14 protein-coding genes are annotated in these 14,660 nt (G+C 66.2%); 11 read left to right on the top strand and 3 right to left on the bottom strand.

The window, feature by feature from the left end:
• Positions 1-5 precede the first annotated feature (5 nt).
• From NGK62_RS10515 to NGK62_RS10495, 5 genes are read left to right on the top strand one after another with little or no spacing between them, the layout of a single operon-like run.
• On the top strand, positions 6-2,726 hold the full coding sequence (locus NGK62_RS10515; RefSeq protein WP_251878275.1) for a glycosyltransferase: 2,721 nt from the start codon (positions 6-8) through the stop codon (positions 2,724-2,726).
• Positions 2,726-3,580: a glycosyltransferase gene (locus tag NGK62_RS10510; RefSeq protein WP_118933518.1), complete on the top strand. Its 855-nt coding sequence runs from the start codon at positions 2,726-2,728 to the stop codon at positions 3,578-3,580. The genes NGK62_RS10515 and NGK62_RS10510 overlap by 1 nt, the downstream gene beginning before the upstream one ends.
• Positions 3,581-3,596: 16 nt before the next feature.
• Positions 3,597-4,634 (top strand): UDP-glucose 4-epimerase GalE, encoded by a 1,038-nt coding sequence (galE, locus tag NGK62_RS10505; RefSeq protein ID WP_118933517.1) that lies wholly within the window; start codon positions 3,597-3,599, stop codon positions 4,632-4,634.
• Between the two features lie 45 nt (positions 4,635-4,679).
• Complete coding sequence (waaC, locus tag NGK62_RS10500; protein ID WP_118933516.1) at positions 4,680-5,720, top strand: lipopolysaccharide heptosyltransferase I; 1,041 nt, start codon at positions 4,680-4,682, stop codon at positions 5,718-5,720.
• Position 5,721: 1 nt separating this feature from the next.
• A complete protein-coding gene (locus NGK62_RS10495; RefSeq protein WP_251878273.1) occupies positions 5,722-7,011 on the top strand; it encodes a 3-deoxy-D-manno-octulosonic acid transferase in 1,290 nt (429 codons plus the stop codon).
• A 35-nt stretch (positions 7,012-7,046) separates the two neighbouring features.
• Here the strand turns inward: NGK62_RS10495 and NGK62_RS10490 are convergent, their stop codons facing one another.
• From NGK62_RS10490 to NGK62_RS10480, 3 genes are read right to left on the bottom strand one after another with little or no spacing between them, the layout of a single operon-like run.
• Positions 7,047-7,220 carry a hypothetical protein gene (locus NGK62_RS10490; RefSeq protein ID WP_165867898.1) on the bottom strand — a complete coding sequence of 58 codons (174 nt, stop codon included), beginning with the start codon at positions 7,218-7,220 and terminating at the stop codon, positions 7,047-7,049.
• A gap of 16 nt (positions 7,221-7,236) precedes the next feature.
• A complete protein-coding gene (locus NGK62_RS10485) occupies positions 7,237-8,043 on the bottom strand; it encodes a type III pantothenate kinase (protein WP_118933514.1) in 807 nt (268 codons plus the stop codon).
• A complete protein-coding gene (locus NGK62_RS10480) occupies positions 8,040-8,888 on the bottom strand; it encodes a biotin--[acetyl-CoA-carboxylase] ligase (protein WP_118933513.1) in 849 nt (282 codons plus the stop codon). Before NGK62_RS10480 ends, NGK62_RS10485 begins: the two co-directional genes overlap by 4 nt.
• A gap of 93 nt (positions 8,889-8,981) precedes the next feature.
• On the opposite strand from NGK62_RS10480, the gene NGK62_RS10475 reads away from it, so the two are divergent.
• The 6 genes from NGK62_RS10475 to NGK62_RS10450 all read left to right on the top strand — a co-directional run bounded on the left by NGK62_RS10475 (position 8,982) and on the right by NGK62_RS10450 (position 14,613).
• Positions 8,982-10,115: an MlaE family ABC transporter permease gene (locus tag NGK62_RS10475; protein WP_059374082.1), complete on the top strand. Its 1,134-nt coding sequence runs from the start codon at positions 8,982-8,984 to the stop codon at positions 10,113-10,115.
• Positions 10,115-10,954: an ABC transporter ATP-binding protein gene (locus NGK62_RS10470; RefSeq protein ID WP_088154656.1), complete on the top strand. Its 840-nt coding sequence runs from the start codon at positions 10,115-10,117 to the stop codon at positions 10,952-10,954. The genes NGK62_RS10475 and NGK62_RS10470 overlap by 1 nt, the downstream gene beginning before the upstream one ends.
• A complete protein-coding gene (locus NGK62_RS10465; RefSeq protein ID WP_059374086.1) occupies positions 10,941-11,897 on the top strand; it encodes an MlaD family protein in 957 nt (318 codons plus the stop codon). Before NGK62_RS10470 ends, NGK62_RS10465 begins: the two co-directional genes overlap by 14 nt.
• Entirely contained in the window at positions 11,897-12,496 is a 600-nt protein-coding gene (locus tag NGK62_RS10460) for an ABC-type transport auxiliary lipoprotein family protein (protein WP_251879558.1), read from the top strand. The genes NGK62_RS10465 and NGK62_RS10460 overlap by 1 nt, the downstream gene beginning before the upstream one ends.
• Before the next feature lie 33 nt (positions 12,497-12,529).
• Positions 12,530-13,183: an alpha/beta hydrolase gene (locus NGK62_RS10455; protein ID WP_251878271.1), complete on the top strand. Its 654-nt coding sequence runs from the start codon at positions 12,530-12,532 to the stop codon at positions 13,181-13,183.
• Between the two features lie 164 nt (positions 13,184-13,347).
• Positions 13,348-14,613 carry a D-alanyl-D-alanine carboxypeptidase family protein gene (locus NGK62_RS10450; protein ID WP_118933510.1) on the top strand — a complete coding sequence of 422 codons (1,266 nt, stop codon included), beginning with the start codon at positions 13,348-13,350 and terminating at the stop codon, positions 14,611-14,613.
• The last annotated feature ends 47 nt before the right edge of the window (positions 14,614-14,660 follow it).

Below are 14,660 nucleotides of genomic sequence, written 5' to 3'. Positions count from 1 at the left end.
GGGGCATGGACCTGAAGGTCATATCGATGTTTGCCGGTTTCGGCGCGGGAGAGGCCTCCCTGTTGGTTGACAGGGCAGGCCCCGTTGTCGTTCGCGAACGGCCGGATGCGGTCCTGAAGTTCGCGGAGGAGCACAAGCTTGCGAGCATCCAGTTGTGCGGAGCATTTGCGGCAATGCCCGAGGATGCCCGCATGCGGGTGTTTTGCCACGCCGAGGCGACGGGGCCGGGTCTATGGTCGGTTACCGGTGGTCTCGACTCATGGCAAGGTCAGGCAGAGGCTTTCGTGCGCGCTAATGCCGGTCAAGGATCCTGGGCGATCAGCGCGGGTTTTCTGGCCGATCTGGCCGACCCTCGACCGTTCCTGTTGGCGATTAAGCGGTTCTGCCTCGAAACAGGTAGGCCGGTGTTGTTCCTGCATGGCGCAGACGAGGGCAGATTCCGCAAATGGACTTCGGCTCAGTTCGGTGCGTTTCTGGATGCTGGCGGTTTTGCAGCCAGCAGTGAAAACAGGCAGGGGACGACAACGGCGCGCGTCGCCGTGCTGTCCGAGACCGGCTACCGGGATCATTTGACTGGTTTGGGTTTTTCAGCGGGCCTTGCCTGTTCGGATCTTCTGCTGGTCACGACAGAGGACGCGTCGATCCGTCCGACGGGAGGAATCGGCACCTACACGAGCAACATCAAGGCGATCGACCCTAAGGTTTCCGTGCTGTTCTGCGACATCGATCTGCCGGTTGCGACAGCCAAGGACGGGCGTACATTTTTGCCGCGGATGTTCGGCGAGCAAGGCAGCAAAGAGTGCTTCTTTGACGGGCTCGGCTTGCTCGAATCGCTATATTGCGTTTTGTTTCTGCTGCCGGATTTGGTTGTCGTGGAGATCCAGGACTACAAGTCCATCGGGTTCCGCATTGTGCAGGCCAAACGGACCGGCTGCCTACCCGCGTGGTTGAACGTGCGCATTTTCATGCACGGTTCGATCGACTATGTGAAGTACGGCGCCCAGGACGAGGGCGCCATGAATTACACGCCGTATGAAGCGGCGCAGGCAATCCGAGACGCCTACCTGTTCAAGCACGCCGACGAATGCTATGCACCGTCGTCGTATCTTGGAAAGCAGTTGTTGCAGCAGGAGTTCGGCTACGAACCGGCCAATCTGAGCATTACGCGGCTACCCTTTGACCTCGATCTGGTGCGGGACACCGGTACGATTTCGTACAAAAAGGTCAAACGTATTGTTTTCGTCGGCAAATATAACCAGCTCAAGGGTTGGCCGGATTTCGTCAAGGCGATTGAAGCGTTGGGCGAAACCGGGCGGCTGAAAGATATCGAGGAGATTGTATCGCTCGGGCCGCTGGCTCCGTCGAAAGAAGACAGGGTCCGTCTTGCGAAGTACGCAAGCTACAAGGACATGCACCTGACTCATGCGCAGCTCATCGAGTTTACGCAGGAGCACGCGGCTGACAGCCTCTTCGTGGTGCCGTCGCGCGGCGAAAATTATCCCTTCGTGATTCTTGAACAGTTGTTGATGGGTACTTTGCTGGTGGCGTACAACACCGGCGGGGCCATTGAGGTCGTCGACGATCCGGAGCACGTCGCGCGTTTTTTTTCCGCGCCCGACGCGATTGCGCTGCAGCGCAAGATGGACGAAGTGTTGACTGTCGAGCCTGCCGGCTACGAAGCGGCTCTGAACCACTCGCGCCAGCGCATCCGTCAGCGACAGCGCGACATCAACGCTTGGTGGTCTCGCAAGGACCGGCCGACGTCCGTCCCCGCGTGGCCAGTACTGGATACGGAAGCCGCGTGCGATCTGAGTATCGTCGTGCCTGTCTACAACACGGATTTCGCGTTGCTCGGAGAACTGCTGCAGTCCATCTGCGCGTCTCGCCTGTTGCCGAAAGAAGTGATCATCGTGGATGACGGTTCACGCGAGGATTACGCTGCGCAATTGCAGGCACATGCGGTGCGGGCTCTCGGAGACCGCGTGCCGCTGCGTGTGCATCGTCAGCAGAATCGCGGCTTGGCAGGGGCGCGCAATGCGGGGCTCGCGCTGTCGGGAAGCGAGCTCACCTTCTTTATCGACAGTGACGACGTCTTGTTGCGTAATACGCTGGAAAGGGCTGTTATGGCCATGCGTGCGGATCCGTCGCTGCTGGCTGCGACCGGCTTTGCGATCCATTTCACCGATATCGATGACCTGCGGAACGGCGCTCAAGCCTTGCGCGAAGGCTGGTTTTGGAAGGCGCTGGGCGTGCCTGAAGCGCGCGCGCTCGCGTTGCTGGAAAACCAGTACATCACCTCCAATGTGATGGTGCGCACGCAGCCGTTGAGGGACTTTGGCGGATGGGATGAGTCGGATCGGTCGGTCTGGGAAGATTGGGCTTTCTACTCGCGCCTTGCCTGGAGCGGAAAACGCTTCTCGCTGATTCCGAGTGCTGGCTATCTTTATCGCAACACGCCTTCCAGCATGTCGAAGACTTACAACCGCTACTTCGGCCGCCGTCGGTTGGTGCGCAATACCTCGGGCCTGACCCGTCTGGATGCGAATGTGTTGTACAGCCTGGTTAATTCCTCCGACGTGGGTGGCACGCAACTGGCAGGTCCCAGTCTGTCGGAGAAGGAGGTCGAGCTGGTCAATTTTGTGCGACGCATGGTGCAGCGTCCGCGGCTGCGGCGCATGATGATCGCCATGTACCGGTTCTACAGCAGGGTGCGGAGACTAATCTGATGCCGCTGTCGACGTCTTCGACGGTGGTTGCGCGCCAGCCTTGGGCCTTCTCCGTGTTGATGGCGGTGTATGCCAAGGAGCAGCCCGCTTATCTGGCACAGGCGCTGGAAAGCCTGTGCAATTGCCATACTCCCATCCAGGAAGTGGTCCTGGTGGAGGATGGTCCGTTGACCAGCGCTTTGCACGACGTGATAGCTAGCTTTCGCGCGAGGCTGCCGCTGAAGTCGCTTGCCTTGCCCCAAAATCAGGGTCTGGGACCTGCGTTGACCGCCGGTTTGCGGATCTGCTCGACGTCTTGGATAGCCCGCTTTGACACGGACGACCTGCTCGTGCCGGACAGATTCGAGCGCCAAATCGGCTGGCTTCGCGCGCATCCGGACCTGGATCTCTGTGGCGGATGGATACGGGAATTCGATGTGGATCCGCAGACCGAGGCTGGCCGCATCCGACGGGTTCCCGAAACGCATGAGGCGATTGCCGCCTATGCCCGCGGCCGCAACCCTTTCAATCACATGACCGTGATGTTCCGTCGCGAAGCCGCGTTGGCTGCGGGTGGGTATGGCAACGAGCCGATGTACGAGGACTACGCGCTATGGGTGCGTATGTTGCAGCGGGGAGCGCGTACCGCTAACCTCCCGGAAGTTCTGGTATTGGCCAGGACAGGGCATGGCATGTTCGAACGGCGGGGTGGCTTGAAGTACGTGGCCAGCGAATGGGGCATGCAACGGACTTTCTTGCGCAGCCGTTTTATCAGTCCGTTTCGTTTTTTGGCCAATCTGGCGCTCCGTCTGCCCGTACGATTGGCACCCAATGGAATGCGCAAATTGGTATACGAGCTTTTTTTGCGCCGCTGATGGCGCCGAGTCGAGAATGAATCAAAAACTGCTAGTCACCGGCGGGGCCGGCTATATCGGGTCGCACACGCTGTTGGCCTTGTTGCGGAGCGGTTTTACTCCGATCGTGCTGGACAACTTCTCCAATAGTTCGCCCGAGGTGCTTCGGCGTGTAGAGGCGCTTGCAGGCGTGGCGCTGGAAGTCGTGTCTGGAGATATCTGCGATGCTGCGCTGTTGGACCGGATTTTCGCCACGCAGCGCGATCTTGGCACGCCTGTTTCCACGGTGGTCCATTTTGCAGCCCTAAAGGCGGTTGGCGAGTCTGTGGAGCAGCCTTTGCACTACTACGCCAACAACGTTGGAGGTACGATCACGCTGCTGGCTGCCATGGATAGGGCTGAGGTCCGAAATATGGTTTTCAGCTCTTCCGCCACGGTGTACGGCGAGCCAATCTGTCTGCCGTATACGGAAGATCACCGCATTGCGCCTACCAACCCATATGGTTGGTCCAAAGCGGTCGTCGAGCAGATCCTCAAGGATTGGGCCCACATCGGCGGCGGTCGCTGCGGCATTGCGTTGCGCTATTTCAATCCCATTGGCGCGCACGAGAGTGGGACGATAGGAGAGGCGCCCAGCGGCATACCGAATAACCTGTTCCCCTACATAACCCAGGTGGCGGTGGGCAAGCGCGAGCGCCTCGCGGTGTTTGGCGATGACTATGAAACTGTGGACGGGACGGGGGTGCGCGATTATCTCCACGTCGATGACTTGGCCGAAGGCCACGTCAAGGCGGTCGACGTGGCCTTGAAGGGCCACGCCGGCTTTACTGCCGTAAATCTAGGTACGGGCCGCGGTACTAGTGTGTTACAACTCGTCGCGGCCTTTGAACAGGCCAGCGGACGCAGCATTCCTTACGAGGTCATGCCGCGCCGAGCCGGTGACATCGCTTCGGCCTGGGCCAATCCCGAACTTGCCCATCGGCTGTTGGGGTGGCGTGCTGAGCGCACGATCGAGCAGATGTGCGTGGACGGCTGGCGCTGGCAATCGCAGAATCCCAAGGGCTACGAGGGCTAAGCTTTGTTGTAAATTCGCAGCTTCACCCGTATTGCCCCACACTTGATGCCTACAAGAATTCTCATCGTCCGCACCTCATCGCTAGGTGATCTCGTGCACATGTTGCCGGCAATATCCGACATTGCCCGCCATGTGCCCGATGCCCAGATCGACTGGATCGCGGAAGAAGCCTTTGCCGACATTCCTGCCTGGCATCCGGCGGTCAATCAGGTCATCAAGGTTGCTCATCGCCGTTGGCGCAAAGCCTGGTGGTCGGCGGAAGTGCGGGCGGAGCGCAAGGCGCTGAAGGAGCGGCTGCGCTCGGTGCAGTACGACATTGTCCTGGACATGCAGGCGCTCCTGAAATCCGCCTGGCTGGTGCGCCAGACCCGCGGCGTGCGGCATGGGCTGGACTGGCGTTCGGCGCGCGAGCCGCTGGCTTCGCTGTTCTACAACGTGCGGCATCGGGTGGAGTTCTGGCAGCCGGCGGTGATCCGCCAGCGCAAGCTGGCCGCCTTGACGTTCGGCTACCAATACGCCGGCGCGCCCGATTTCGGCTTGCAGGCTTTTGCGCGCCAGGCGACGCAGCCTGCGGCGGACCCGGTGCTGGAAGTCGGCAGCGAGGGTCTGAACGTCGGCGAACTGCCGCGCTTGCACCACCTGGATACGGACCGCGGCTATGCCGTGATCATGCCGTCGGCCAGCCGTGACGACAAGCTCTGGCCGGAAGAAGACTGGCGCGTCGTGTTCCGCCGTCTGCGGGACGCAGGCTGCACCCTGAAACTGCTGGCGGGAAATGAGCAGGAGGCCGAGCGGGCCCGGTTGCTGATTGCCGGCATGGATGGCGCCGAGGTGATGCCCCGCATGGACCTGACCGCGGTGGCGCGTTTGCTGGCTGGGTCCCGCCTGATGGTGGGGCTGGACAGCGGCCTGACCCACCTGTCGGCCGCCTTGGGCCGGCCCACCATCGGCATTTACCGTGCTTCCACCCCGGTGCGCACGCCGCTGGTCGGTTCCAGCTACACCGCCAGCCTGGGCGACCGCGGGGCGTCGCCGTCGCGCGAAGCCGTGATGGCGGCGGTGGAGCAGGCTTTGGCCGCACAGTGACATGAACCGCGGCGTCTACTCGCTGGCGCTCAGGGCTCTGTCACCGCTGGTCTGGCTCTGGATGGGCCACCGCGCCCGGCGCGCGGGCGGGCAATGGGAAATCTTCTCTTCTGAACGCTTCGGCCATGTCGGGCCCGCCGCTGCCACGTCCTGGACCGCTCCGGTCTGGGTGCACGCCGTCAGCCTGGGCGAGACGCGCGCCGCGCAGCCTCTGCTGCAAGCCTTGCTGGACCGCGGCTTGCCGGTGCTGCTTACGCACATGACAGCCACCGGCCGCGCCGAGGGCGCGCGCCAGTACGCGGAAGCGATTGCCCGTGGCCAGTTGCGCCAGGCCTGGCTGCCTTATGATTTTCCCGGCGCGACCCGCCGTTTCATGGCGGCGTATCGGCCGCGCTGCGGCCTGCTCATCGAACGGGAGATCTGGCCGAACCTGCTGGCGGCCGCGCGCGCTGCGGGCGTGCCCATGGCGCTGGTCAGCGCCCGCTTTTCGGCGTCGTCGCTGCGCCAGGCGGGCAGGATGGGCGGCGTGATGCGCGAAGCGCTGGGCGGACTGGACTCGGTGCTGGCGCAGACCGCCGAGGACGCGGGCCGGCTGGTGCAGGCCGGGGCGCCGCAGCCCGTCGTGACGGGCAATCTGAAATTCGATCTGGTCCTGCCGGCGGCGCAGGTTGCCGCGGGGCAGGCTTGGCGCGAACAGCTGGGCCGGCATGTGGTGGCGGTGGCCAGCACGCGCGAGGGCGAGGACAGCGGCTTCATCGAGGCCATCAAACGCCATGCGGCTGCGCCTGGTGCGCCCCTGTTTTTGTTGATTCCGCGCCATCCGCAGCGCTTTGACGAGGCCGCGCGCCTATTGTCGGATGCAGGGTTGCCGTACGTCCGGCGCTCCGAAGGCGTGGCGCCGGGGCCGGGCACGGCCGTGCTGCTCGGCGACACGTTGGGCGAGATGGCGTTCCACTACGCCGCGTCGGATGTCGCGATCGTGGCGGGCAGCTTTGCGCCGCTGGGCGGGCAAAATCTGATCGAGGCCTGCGCGGCGGGCGTGCCGGTCATCGTCGGCCCGCACACCTTCAATTTCAAGCAGGCGGCGGAAGACGCCATCGCGGCGGGCGCCGTGCTGCGCGCGGCCGACGCCGGCCAGGCGGTGGAGGCGGCGATGGCGCTGCTGGCGGACGAACCGCGCCGCCAGCGCACGGCTGAGGCGGCGCTGGCATGGTTCCGCATGCATTCGGGAGCCACGGGGCGCACGCTGGACGCGCTGGCACCCTGGCTGGAGGCAGGAAAGGCGGGCTAGCGCCCGCGCTCACCGGCGCGTGCGCCGGATGGGGCTCAGGGGGCGGCAGGCGCGGTCTTGGGAACCAGGGTCACCGCGCCCGGATTCAGTTCCTGGTTGAAGCGGCGCGGATCGCGGCCTTCGTCCTCGGGGCGCACGCCCAGCCAGCCCTGGCCCAACGCATAAACCCCCAGATTCGCCAGCAGGATGAGGATGAAGAGCACGCGCATGGCCGGGGTCTCCCGTTCAGGCTTGGTCGTCCAGGGTGGCGCGGGCGACCGCGGCCAGGCCGTCCAGGACGGGGTGATCCAGATAGATGGGTACGGGGGCCGCACCTTCGGTGCCGCCCGCGTCCGCCAGCAGGCGTTCGATTTCCTGGTGCACTTCGGGCCAGCCGCCGCCCGCCGCGTAGATCTGCGGCGTCTGGCCGTAACGCTGGCGTCCGGCCAGCCATTGGCGCACGACGGCGCCGGCCTGCGCGGCGGCGATGCCGGAGGCGATGGCCTCGTGCGTGTCCGTGGGATAGGCCACGACCTGGCCATTGGCGATGGGTAGGTTGGCGGTGCCGTGGGCCAGCGCGCTGCGCATCATGGCCGGACCCGGCAGGATCAGGCCGCCGGCAAAGACGTTGTCGGGGCCGACGGTGTCGATGGTGGTGGCGGTGCCAAAGCTGGCCAGCACGAAGGGCGGGTGTGCCCCCGGCAGGCGCGACAGCACGCCCAGCAGCGAGGCCCAGCGGTCGGCGCCCAGCTGCGTGGGCGTCTTGTAGCTGTTGATCAGCCCCAGCGTGGTTGCCTGTGACGGCGACCAGGTCACCGCGCAGCCATGTTTTTGCAGGATGGCGGCGATGGCCGCGCCGCGCGCCTCGCCGGCAACGTTCACACCCAGCGCGCGCAGGGGACGGCGCGGCAGGGCGGCCAGCCAGCGGTCCAGGGCGTCCAGGTCCAGGCCGTCGAAGGCGACCGCCGCGGGTTCGCGCGGCGCGTCGGAGTTGCCGGCGTCCAGCCAACCCACCTTGAGACGGCTGTTGCCGGAGTCGATGAGAATAATCATGCTTGGCGTCGAATCGAGATTTCACCGACCAGGATCGGCTGAGTGCCCTCGGGGGTTTGCACCAGCAGGCGGCCTTGTTCGTCCACGCCGCAGGCGGTTCCGCCTAGAAGAATAGCGCCCTTGTCCAGCACGTTGACCTTGCGGCCGGCCAAAGCGTCCACTTGGTCGAAACGTGGCTTGAAGGCGCCAAAGCCCTCGCGCTCCAGCGTCCGCACCGCTTCCAGCCAGGCCATGGCGCTGGCGCAGACCAGGTCGGCGGCGGAGGCCTGGCGGGCGGCGGCTGCCTGCACCTGGCTCCAGTCGGCGACTTCGCGTTCCAGCGCGAGCGACAGCCGGGCGGCGTCGGTCAGGTTCACGCCCATGCCGATGACGACCGTATGGCCGGCCTCGCTGCCGCCGGGGTTGCGGGTGGTCTCGACCAGTACGCCTGCCAGCTTGGCGTCGTGCCACTGCACGTCGTTGGGCCATTTCATGCACAACCCGGCGGCTTGCGGGCCGGCGACGGTGCGCAGAGCTTCGCAGGCGGCGATGCCGGCCAGCGGCGACAGGGCGGGCAGTTGCGCGGGCGGCAGGTGCACGTCGAAGGCACAGGAGAACATCAGCGTGGAGCCCGTGCGGTTCTGCCACGGACGGCCGGCGCGGCCGCGGCCGGTTTCCTGCAGGTGCGTGCCCAGCAGCCAGGGTTTGCCGCCGCCGCCTGCGCGAGCGCGGGCCAGGAGGTCGGCATTGGTCGATCCGGTGCTGCCGGTCCAGGAGATGTCCTGGAAGGCGGGCAGGCGCGTGCTGAGCATGCGGGCCAGGGTTTCCGGCGCGGGCAGGTCGATGGGGCTGGCTTGAGCGGACATGGCGGCGATTGTAGGGCACGCGGCCTGCGCTCGCGGCCGGACGGCGCCAGCGTTTATGATTGGCGATACATTTTGCATCGGTATTCTGTCTTCATGCCGCATTCCGCTTCGTCCACACCTGCCGCCGCCGCGCCCTTCCGTTTCGAAGGAGGCGTGTGCCATGTGGCCGGCGACTGGAGCGTGCTGGCGCTGGCCGAGCCGGGCGAGGTCCAACGTCGCCGCGAGGCGCTGGCCTGCGCCACGGATGGCGGCGCGCGCTGGGACCTGCACGGCATCGGCCGGCTGGACACCATCGGCGCGCTGCTGATCTGGGAAGCCTGGGGCCACAAGCTGCCCGAGCGCGTGCGCTGGTCCGCCGGCCAGCAGGACGTGTTCAACGCGCTGGCCATGAACAAGGGCGAGACCCCGGCCGCCGCGCCCAAGCGCGATCCGTGGGGCTGGCTGAGAGCGGTGGGCGAGGCGATATTCCAGGCTATCGACAATGGCCGCGCCTTGCTCATCATGCTGGGGCAGCTGGTCCTGGACCTGGGCGGCATGCTGCTGCGGCCGCGGCTGGGGCCATGGCGCGAGATTTCGGCGCAGGTGTACCGTACCGGCGCGCAGGCGCTGGGTATCACGGCGCTGGTCGGCTTCCTGATCGGCGTGGTGCTGTCCTACCTGTCGGCGCAGCAGCTGCAGATGTTTGGCGCCGATCGTTTCATCGTGCGCCTGCTGGGCGTGTCCATCGTGCGCGAGCTGGGTCCGGTGCTGGCCGCCATCCTGGTGGCGGGCCGTTCGGGCTCGGCCATCACGGCGCAGATCGGCGTGATGCGGGTGACGCAGGAGTTGGACGCGATGCTGGTCATGGGCATTTCGCACGGGCAGCGGCTTATCCTGCCGCGGGTGGTGGCGCTGGCCATCACCATGCCGCTGCTGGTGCTGTGGACGGACGCCATGGCGCTGTTGGGCGGCATGCTCGCCGCGCAAATGCAGTTGGGCGTGTCGGCGCAATGGTTCCTGCAGTCGCTGCCGGACGCGATTTCGCTGACGAACTACTGGATCGGCATCCTCAAGGGCGTGACGTTCGGCATGCTGATCGCGCTGATCGCCTGCCATTTCGGCCTGCGCATCCAGCCCAACACGGAAAGCCTGGGGCGCGGCACGACCACCTCGGTGGTCACCTCGATTACCGGCGTGATCCTGCTGGATGCGCTGTATGCCGTGATCTTCAGCTCGGTGGGCATCTGATGAATAGCGCCGCCCAGCACAAGCTCTTCGCCGAGGACGGCGTTACGGTAGAACCCGTCATCACGGTGCGCGGGCTGCGCACGGCGTTTGGCGATCACGTGGTGCACGACAATCTGGACCTGACCGTCTTCCCGGGCGAGATCCTGGTACTGGTGGGAGGTTCGGGCACGGGCAAGACGGTGCTGCTGCGGCAGATCATCGGGCTGGACCGGCCAGCCGCGGGCACGGTGCGGGTGCTGGGCCATTCGTTGTTTGAACTGACGGCGGCTGAACGTCGGCGGCTGTCCTATCGCTGGGGCATGCTGTTCCAGGCGGGGGCGTTGTTCTCCGCGCTGTCGGTGTTCGACAATGTGGCTCTGCCGCTGCGCGAATTGCGCACGGTGCCGGAAGACCTGGTGCGCGACGTGGTCATGTGCCGGCTGGCGATGGTGGGCCTGTCGGCGCGCGACGCCGACAAGCGGCCGTCGGACCTGTCGGGCGGCATGGTCAAGCGCGTGGCGCTGGCGCGCGCGTTGTCGCTGGATCCGGAACTGCTGTTCCTGGACGAACCCACGGCCGGCCTGGACCCGCTGCGCTCCGACGAGTTCGTGGACCTGGTGCGCAGCCTGCACCGGCAATTGGGATTCACCGTCGTCATGGTGACGCACGACCTGGACACGCTGCTGGCGTTGGCCACGCGCGTCGCCGTGCTGGCGGACAAACGGGTGATCGTGTGCGACACGGTGCCGGAAGTACTGAAGGTCGATCACCCGTTCATTCACACATTCTTCCTGGGCGAGCGCGGTTTGCGGGCGCTGGGGGATCTGGCGCCGAAGGGATTGCATCATGGAAAACCGTAGTCATGCGCTCATGGCCGGCATCTTCACGCTGGCCTTGCTGGCCGCAGCCGCCTTGGTGGCCATCTGGATCGGACGCGACCGGACTCAGCTTCAGCCATACGAAATTATCTCCGCGACCGCCGTCAGCGGCCTGAATCCGCAGTCCACGGTGCGCTACCAGGGCGTACCGGTGGGCAAGGTGCAGTCGCTGGCCCTGAACCCGGACAAGCCCGGGCAGGTGCGCATCCGCATCGGCGTGGCGCCGAACACGCCGATTACCGAGTCCACCTGGGCCGAACTGGGCGTGCAGGGCGTGACCGGCATTTCCAATGTGGAGTTGCGCGACGACGGTTCCTCGATGAAGCGGCTGGCCTCGTCGGCGGCGAATCCGGCCGCGATTCCGCTGCGTCCGGGCTTTCTGGACCGCATCGAGCAGCGTGGCGGCAAGCTGATCTCCAACGTGGAGGAGGTCACCGAGCAGTTGCGGCGCGTGCTCAGCGAGCAGAACGTGCAGGCGCTCACCGCCACGCTGCAGAACGCCACCGACATCACCCAGTCGCTCAGGGGCGCCAGCCAGGATCTGGCGCCCACGCTGGCCAAGCTCGGTCCCCTCATTGATTCGCTGGACAAGACCTCGCGCCAGGCCGACCGCGCCGCGCGGGAAGTCGGCGACCTGGCTGCGCAGGCCCGCCAGTCGCTGGCGCGCCTGAACGCGCCCGACGGCCCCCTGTCCGCCGCCACCAGCAGCCTCAATGACATCGCCCTGGCCGCCGCGCGGCTGGATGGCGAGACCTTGCCCGCCATCACCAGCATGGCCACCAACGTCAGCGCGGCCGCGCGCGGCGCCACCGTTACCCTGCGCCGTGTGGACAACACGCCGCAATCGTTCCTGTTCGGCCCGGCGCCCCGCGAGCCCGGGCCCGGCGAGGCCGGCTTTGCAGGCTTCGGGAGATCGCCCAAATGATGAAGATGCGTAGCGCCGTTCTAATCCTGACGCTGGCCCTGGCCGGTTGCGGCATCGGCCGCGTGGCTGCCCCGCCTTCGGTGTTCGACCTGGGCCTGGACTCCCGGCCCACGCCGGTCTTGCCCGCGCGGGCGCCGCTTGCGCTGGTCTTCCAGGCCGTGCCCAGCCTGTCCGACACGGGGGTGATCTGGCGCGTGGGCGACAGCGCCGCGCCCAAGGCCTATGCCAGCTACCGCTGGGCCTCGCCGCCGGCGGACCTGGTGCGTCAGCGCCTCACGGAGCGCCTGTCGCGCCAGGGGCCGGTGCTGGACGAGCGCGTCACCCTGCAGACGCCGCAACTGCAGGTGTCGTTGTCCCAGTTCGAGCAGGTATTCGCCGCCGACGGCCAGTCCAGCGAAGGCCGCGTGCTGCTGCAGGCGGTCTTGCTCAGCGGCCGCAGCGTGGTGGGCCAGACGCGCATCGAGGCGCGCGCGCCCGCACCCACGCAGGACGCGCAGGGCGGGGTCGCGGCATTGCGCCAGGCGACGGACGATGCAGCGGATCAATTGGCGCAGTGGCTTGCCACGACGCTGAAGCCCGCCTCCAGGCCGGGCGGTTAAGATCGCTGTTTTTCCCGCATCCTGAGTCACGCCATGTCCGCACGTACTGAAACCCATGCCTTCAACGGAGCCGCCGGCCGCATCGATTGCGCCGTGGACTGGCCCGCGGGTACGCCGCGAGGCTGGGCGCTGGTCCTGCATCCGCACCCGCTGCAGGGCGGCGCGCGCGAGAACAAGGTGGTCACGACCCTGTCGCGCGCCTGCGTGCAGCATGGCCTGGTGGCGGTGCGGCCCAATTTCCGCGGCGTCGGGCAGTCCGAGGGCACCTTCGACAAATCCGTCGGCGAAACCCAGGACATGCTGGCGGTCGTGGCGCAGATGCGCGAACTGCATCCGGAATTGGCCCAGGCGCCGTGGGTGCTGGCCGGCTTTTCGTTCGGCACTGCCGTCGCGGCGCAGACCTTTGCCGCACTCGCCGAACAGGGCGATACGGTACTGCCCTCCGCCCTGATGCTGATGGGACCCGCCGTGAACCGCTTCCAGTCGCACGAAGTGCAGGTGCCGGACGACACGCTGCTGGTGCACGGCGAGGAAGACGAAGTCGTGCCGCTGTCCGAAGCCATGGACTGGGCGCGCCCGCGTTCCATTCCCGTGGTGGTGGTGCCGGGCGCATCGCACTTCTTCCACGGCAAGCTGCTGGTGCTGCGCCAGCTGGTGCAGGCGCGGCTGAAGGTCGCGCTGGACTGATCCGATTTGAGGCAACGCGCCTGAATGCGGCCGCAGGTTGCATCAGGTTGCATGTTTTCGCCCCACGGGAACCCCGGGCGGGCCGGACGGGTCTGATCGACTGCCTATAATTGTCAGCCACTTGCCCCGCGCCGGCGGGCGTCATTACTGGACCCACGTTGCCGATGAAGAATTTGCCTTACTCCGCTCACTCCCCCGTTGTCTTTACCCGCCGCCTGCTGTCAGGCGCGGTGCTGTCAGCCATGCTGGCGGCTTCGATGCCGGTCTGGGCGCAGCAGGCTCCCGCCGCGGCACCCGCTGCAGCTGCCGGCGCCGCGGCCCCGGCGCCGAATGCTTCGGCGGTGGTGCCCGTGGGCGACGTCTCGGCCGTGCCGGCCCCCACGATCGCAGCCAAGGCCTGGATCGTGATGGACGTGAACAGCGGCCAGACCCTGGCCGCTTCCAACCCGGACATGAAGGTGGAACCGGCCTCGCTCACCAAGATCATGACGGCCTACGTCGTGTTCAACGCGCTGGACGAAAAGCGCCTGACGCTGGAGCAGACCGTGCCGGTGTCCGAGCGCGCCTGGCGCACGGGCGGTTCGCGCATGTTCATCGAACCGCGCAAGCCGGTCACTGTCGACGAGCTGAATCAGGGCATGATCGTGCAGTCCGGCAACGATGCCTCCGTGGCCCTGGCCGAGGCCGTGGGCGGCAGCGAGGCCTCGTTCGCTTCGCTGATGAATCAGGAAGCCGAACGCCTGGGCATGCGCAACACGCACTTCATGAACGCCACGGGCCTGCCGGATCCGCAGCACATGACGTCCACGCGCGATCTGGCGATCCTGTCTTCGCACCTGATCACCGACCACCCGGATCACTTCCACTACTACAAGCAGAAGAGCTACACCTACAACAAGATCACCCAGCCTAACCGCAACCGCCTGCTGTGGGCCGACCCGTCGGTGGACGGCATGAAGACCGGCCACACCGATTCGGCCGGTTACTGCCTGGTGTCGACCGCGGTGCGCGGCGACCGCCGCATCCTGGTGGTCGTGGTGGGCACGGACAGCGAAGCCACGCGCGCCGAGGAAAGCTTGAAGCTCCTGAACTGGAGCTTCCAGAACTTCGACACCGTGAAACTGTTCGACAAGAGCCAGCCCGGCATCGATGCGCGCGTCTGGGAAGGCACGGTTGAAAACGTCAAGCTGGGCCCGCCCAACCCCGTGTCGATCGCAGTGCCGCGCGGCAAGGCTGGCGATCTGAAGCCGGTGGCGCAGCGCACGGATCCGCTGATCGCCCCGCTGGCCAAGGGCCAGCAGGTCGGCACCCTGCAGTTCACGCTGGACGGCAAGGTGCTGCGCACCGAACCGCTGGTGGTGCAGGACGCGGTCGAACGCGCCGGCTTCTTCGGCCGCATGGTCGATACCGTCAAGCGCTGGTTCGAGTAATCCTGCCGCGCCGCGGGCGCTATCGCGGGTGTAAGCTAGCAACGGGC

Origin of the sequence: Achromobacter sp. Marseille-Q4954, assembly GCF_943737025.1 — a bacterium.
Lineage (GTDB): Bacteria > Pseudomonadota > Gammaproteobacteria > Burkholderiales > Burkholderiaceae_B > Achromobacter > Achromobacter bronchisepticus_A.
The sequence above is the reverse complement of the archived record's forward strand: the minus strand, read 5'-3'. Positions and strand labels throughout refer to the sequence as shown.

What these genes read in the sequence shown, in the direction of transcription:
- NGK62_RS10515 (WP_251878275.1), top strand. Translation starts at nt 6, where the DNA reads ATGGACCTGAAGGTCATATCGATGTTTGCCGGTTTCGGCGCGGGAGAG.
- NGK62_RS10510 (WP_118933518.1), top strand. Translation starts at nt 2,726, where the DNA reads ATGCCGCTGTCGACGTCTTCGACGGTGGTTGCGCGCCAGCCTTGGGCC.
- galE (WP_118933517.1), top strand. Translation starts at nt 3,597, where the DNA reads ATGAATCAAAAACTGCTAGTCACCGGCGGGGCCGGCTATATCGGGTCG.
- waaC (WP_118933516.1), top strand. Translation starts at nt 4,680, where the DNA reads ATGCCTACAAGAATTCTCATCGTCCGCACCTCATCGCTAGGTGATCTC.
- NGK62_RS10495 (WP_251878273.1), top strand. Translation starts at nt 5,722, where the DNA reads ATGAACCGCGGCGTCTACTCGCTGGCGCTCAGGGCTCTGTCACCGCTG.
- NGK62_RS10490 (WP_165867898.1), bottom strand. Translation starts at nt 7,220, where the DNA reads ATGCGCGTGCTCTTCATCCTCATCCTGCTGGCGAATCTGGGGGTTTAT.
- NGK62_RS10485 (WP_118933514.1), bottom strand. Translation starts at nt 8,043, where the DNA reads ATGATTATTCTCATCGACTCCGGCAACAGCCGTCTCAAGGTGGGTTGG.
- NGK62_RS10480 (WP_118933513.1), bottom strand. Translation starts at nt 8,888, where the DNA reads ATGTCCGCTCAAGCCAGCCCCATCGACCTGCCCGCGCCGGAAACCCTG.
- NGK62_RS10475 (WP_059374082.1), top strand. Translation starts at nt 8,982, where the DNA reads ATGCCGCATTCCGCTTCGTCCACACCTGCCGCCGCCGCGCCCTTCCGT.
- NGK62_RS10470 (WP_088154656.1), top strand. Translation starts at nt 10,115, where the DNA reads ATGAATAGCGCCGCCCAGCACAAGCTCTTCGCCGAGGACGGCGTTACG.
- NGK62_RS10465 (WP_059374086.1), top strand. Translation starts at nt 10,941, where the DNA reads ATGGAAAACCGTAGTCATGCGCTCATGGCCGGCATCTTCACGCTGGCC.
- NGK62_RS10460 (WP_251879558.1), top strand. Translation starts at nt 11,897, where the DNA reads ATGAAGATGCGTAGCGCCGTTCTAATCCTGACGCTGGCCCTGGCCGGT.
- NGK62_RS10455 (WP_251878271.1), top strand. Translation starts at nt 12,530, where the DNA reads ATGTCCGCACGTACTGAAACCCATGCCTTCAACGGAGCCGCCGGCCGC.
- NGK62_RS10450 (WP_118933510.1), top strand. Translation starts at nt 13,348, where the DNA reads ATGAAGAATTTGCCTTACTCCGCTCACTCCCCCGTTGTCTTTACCCGC.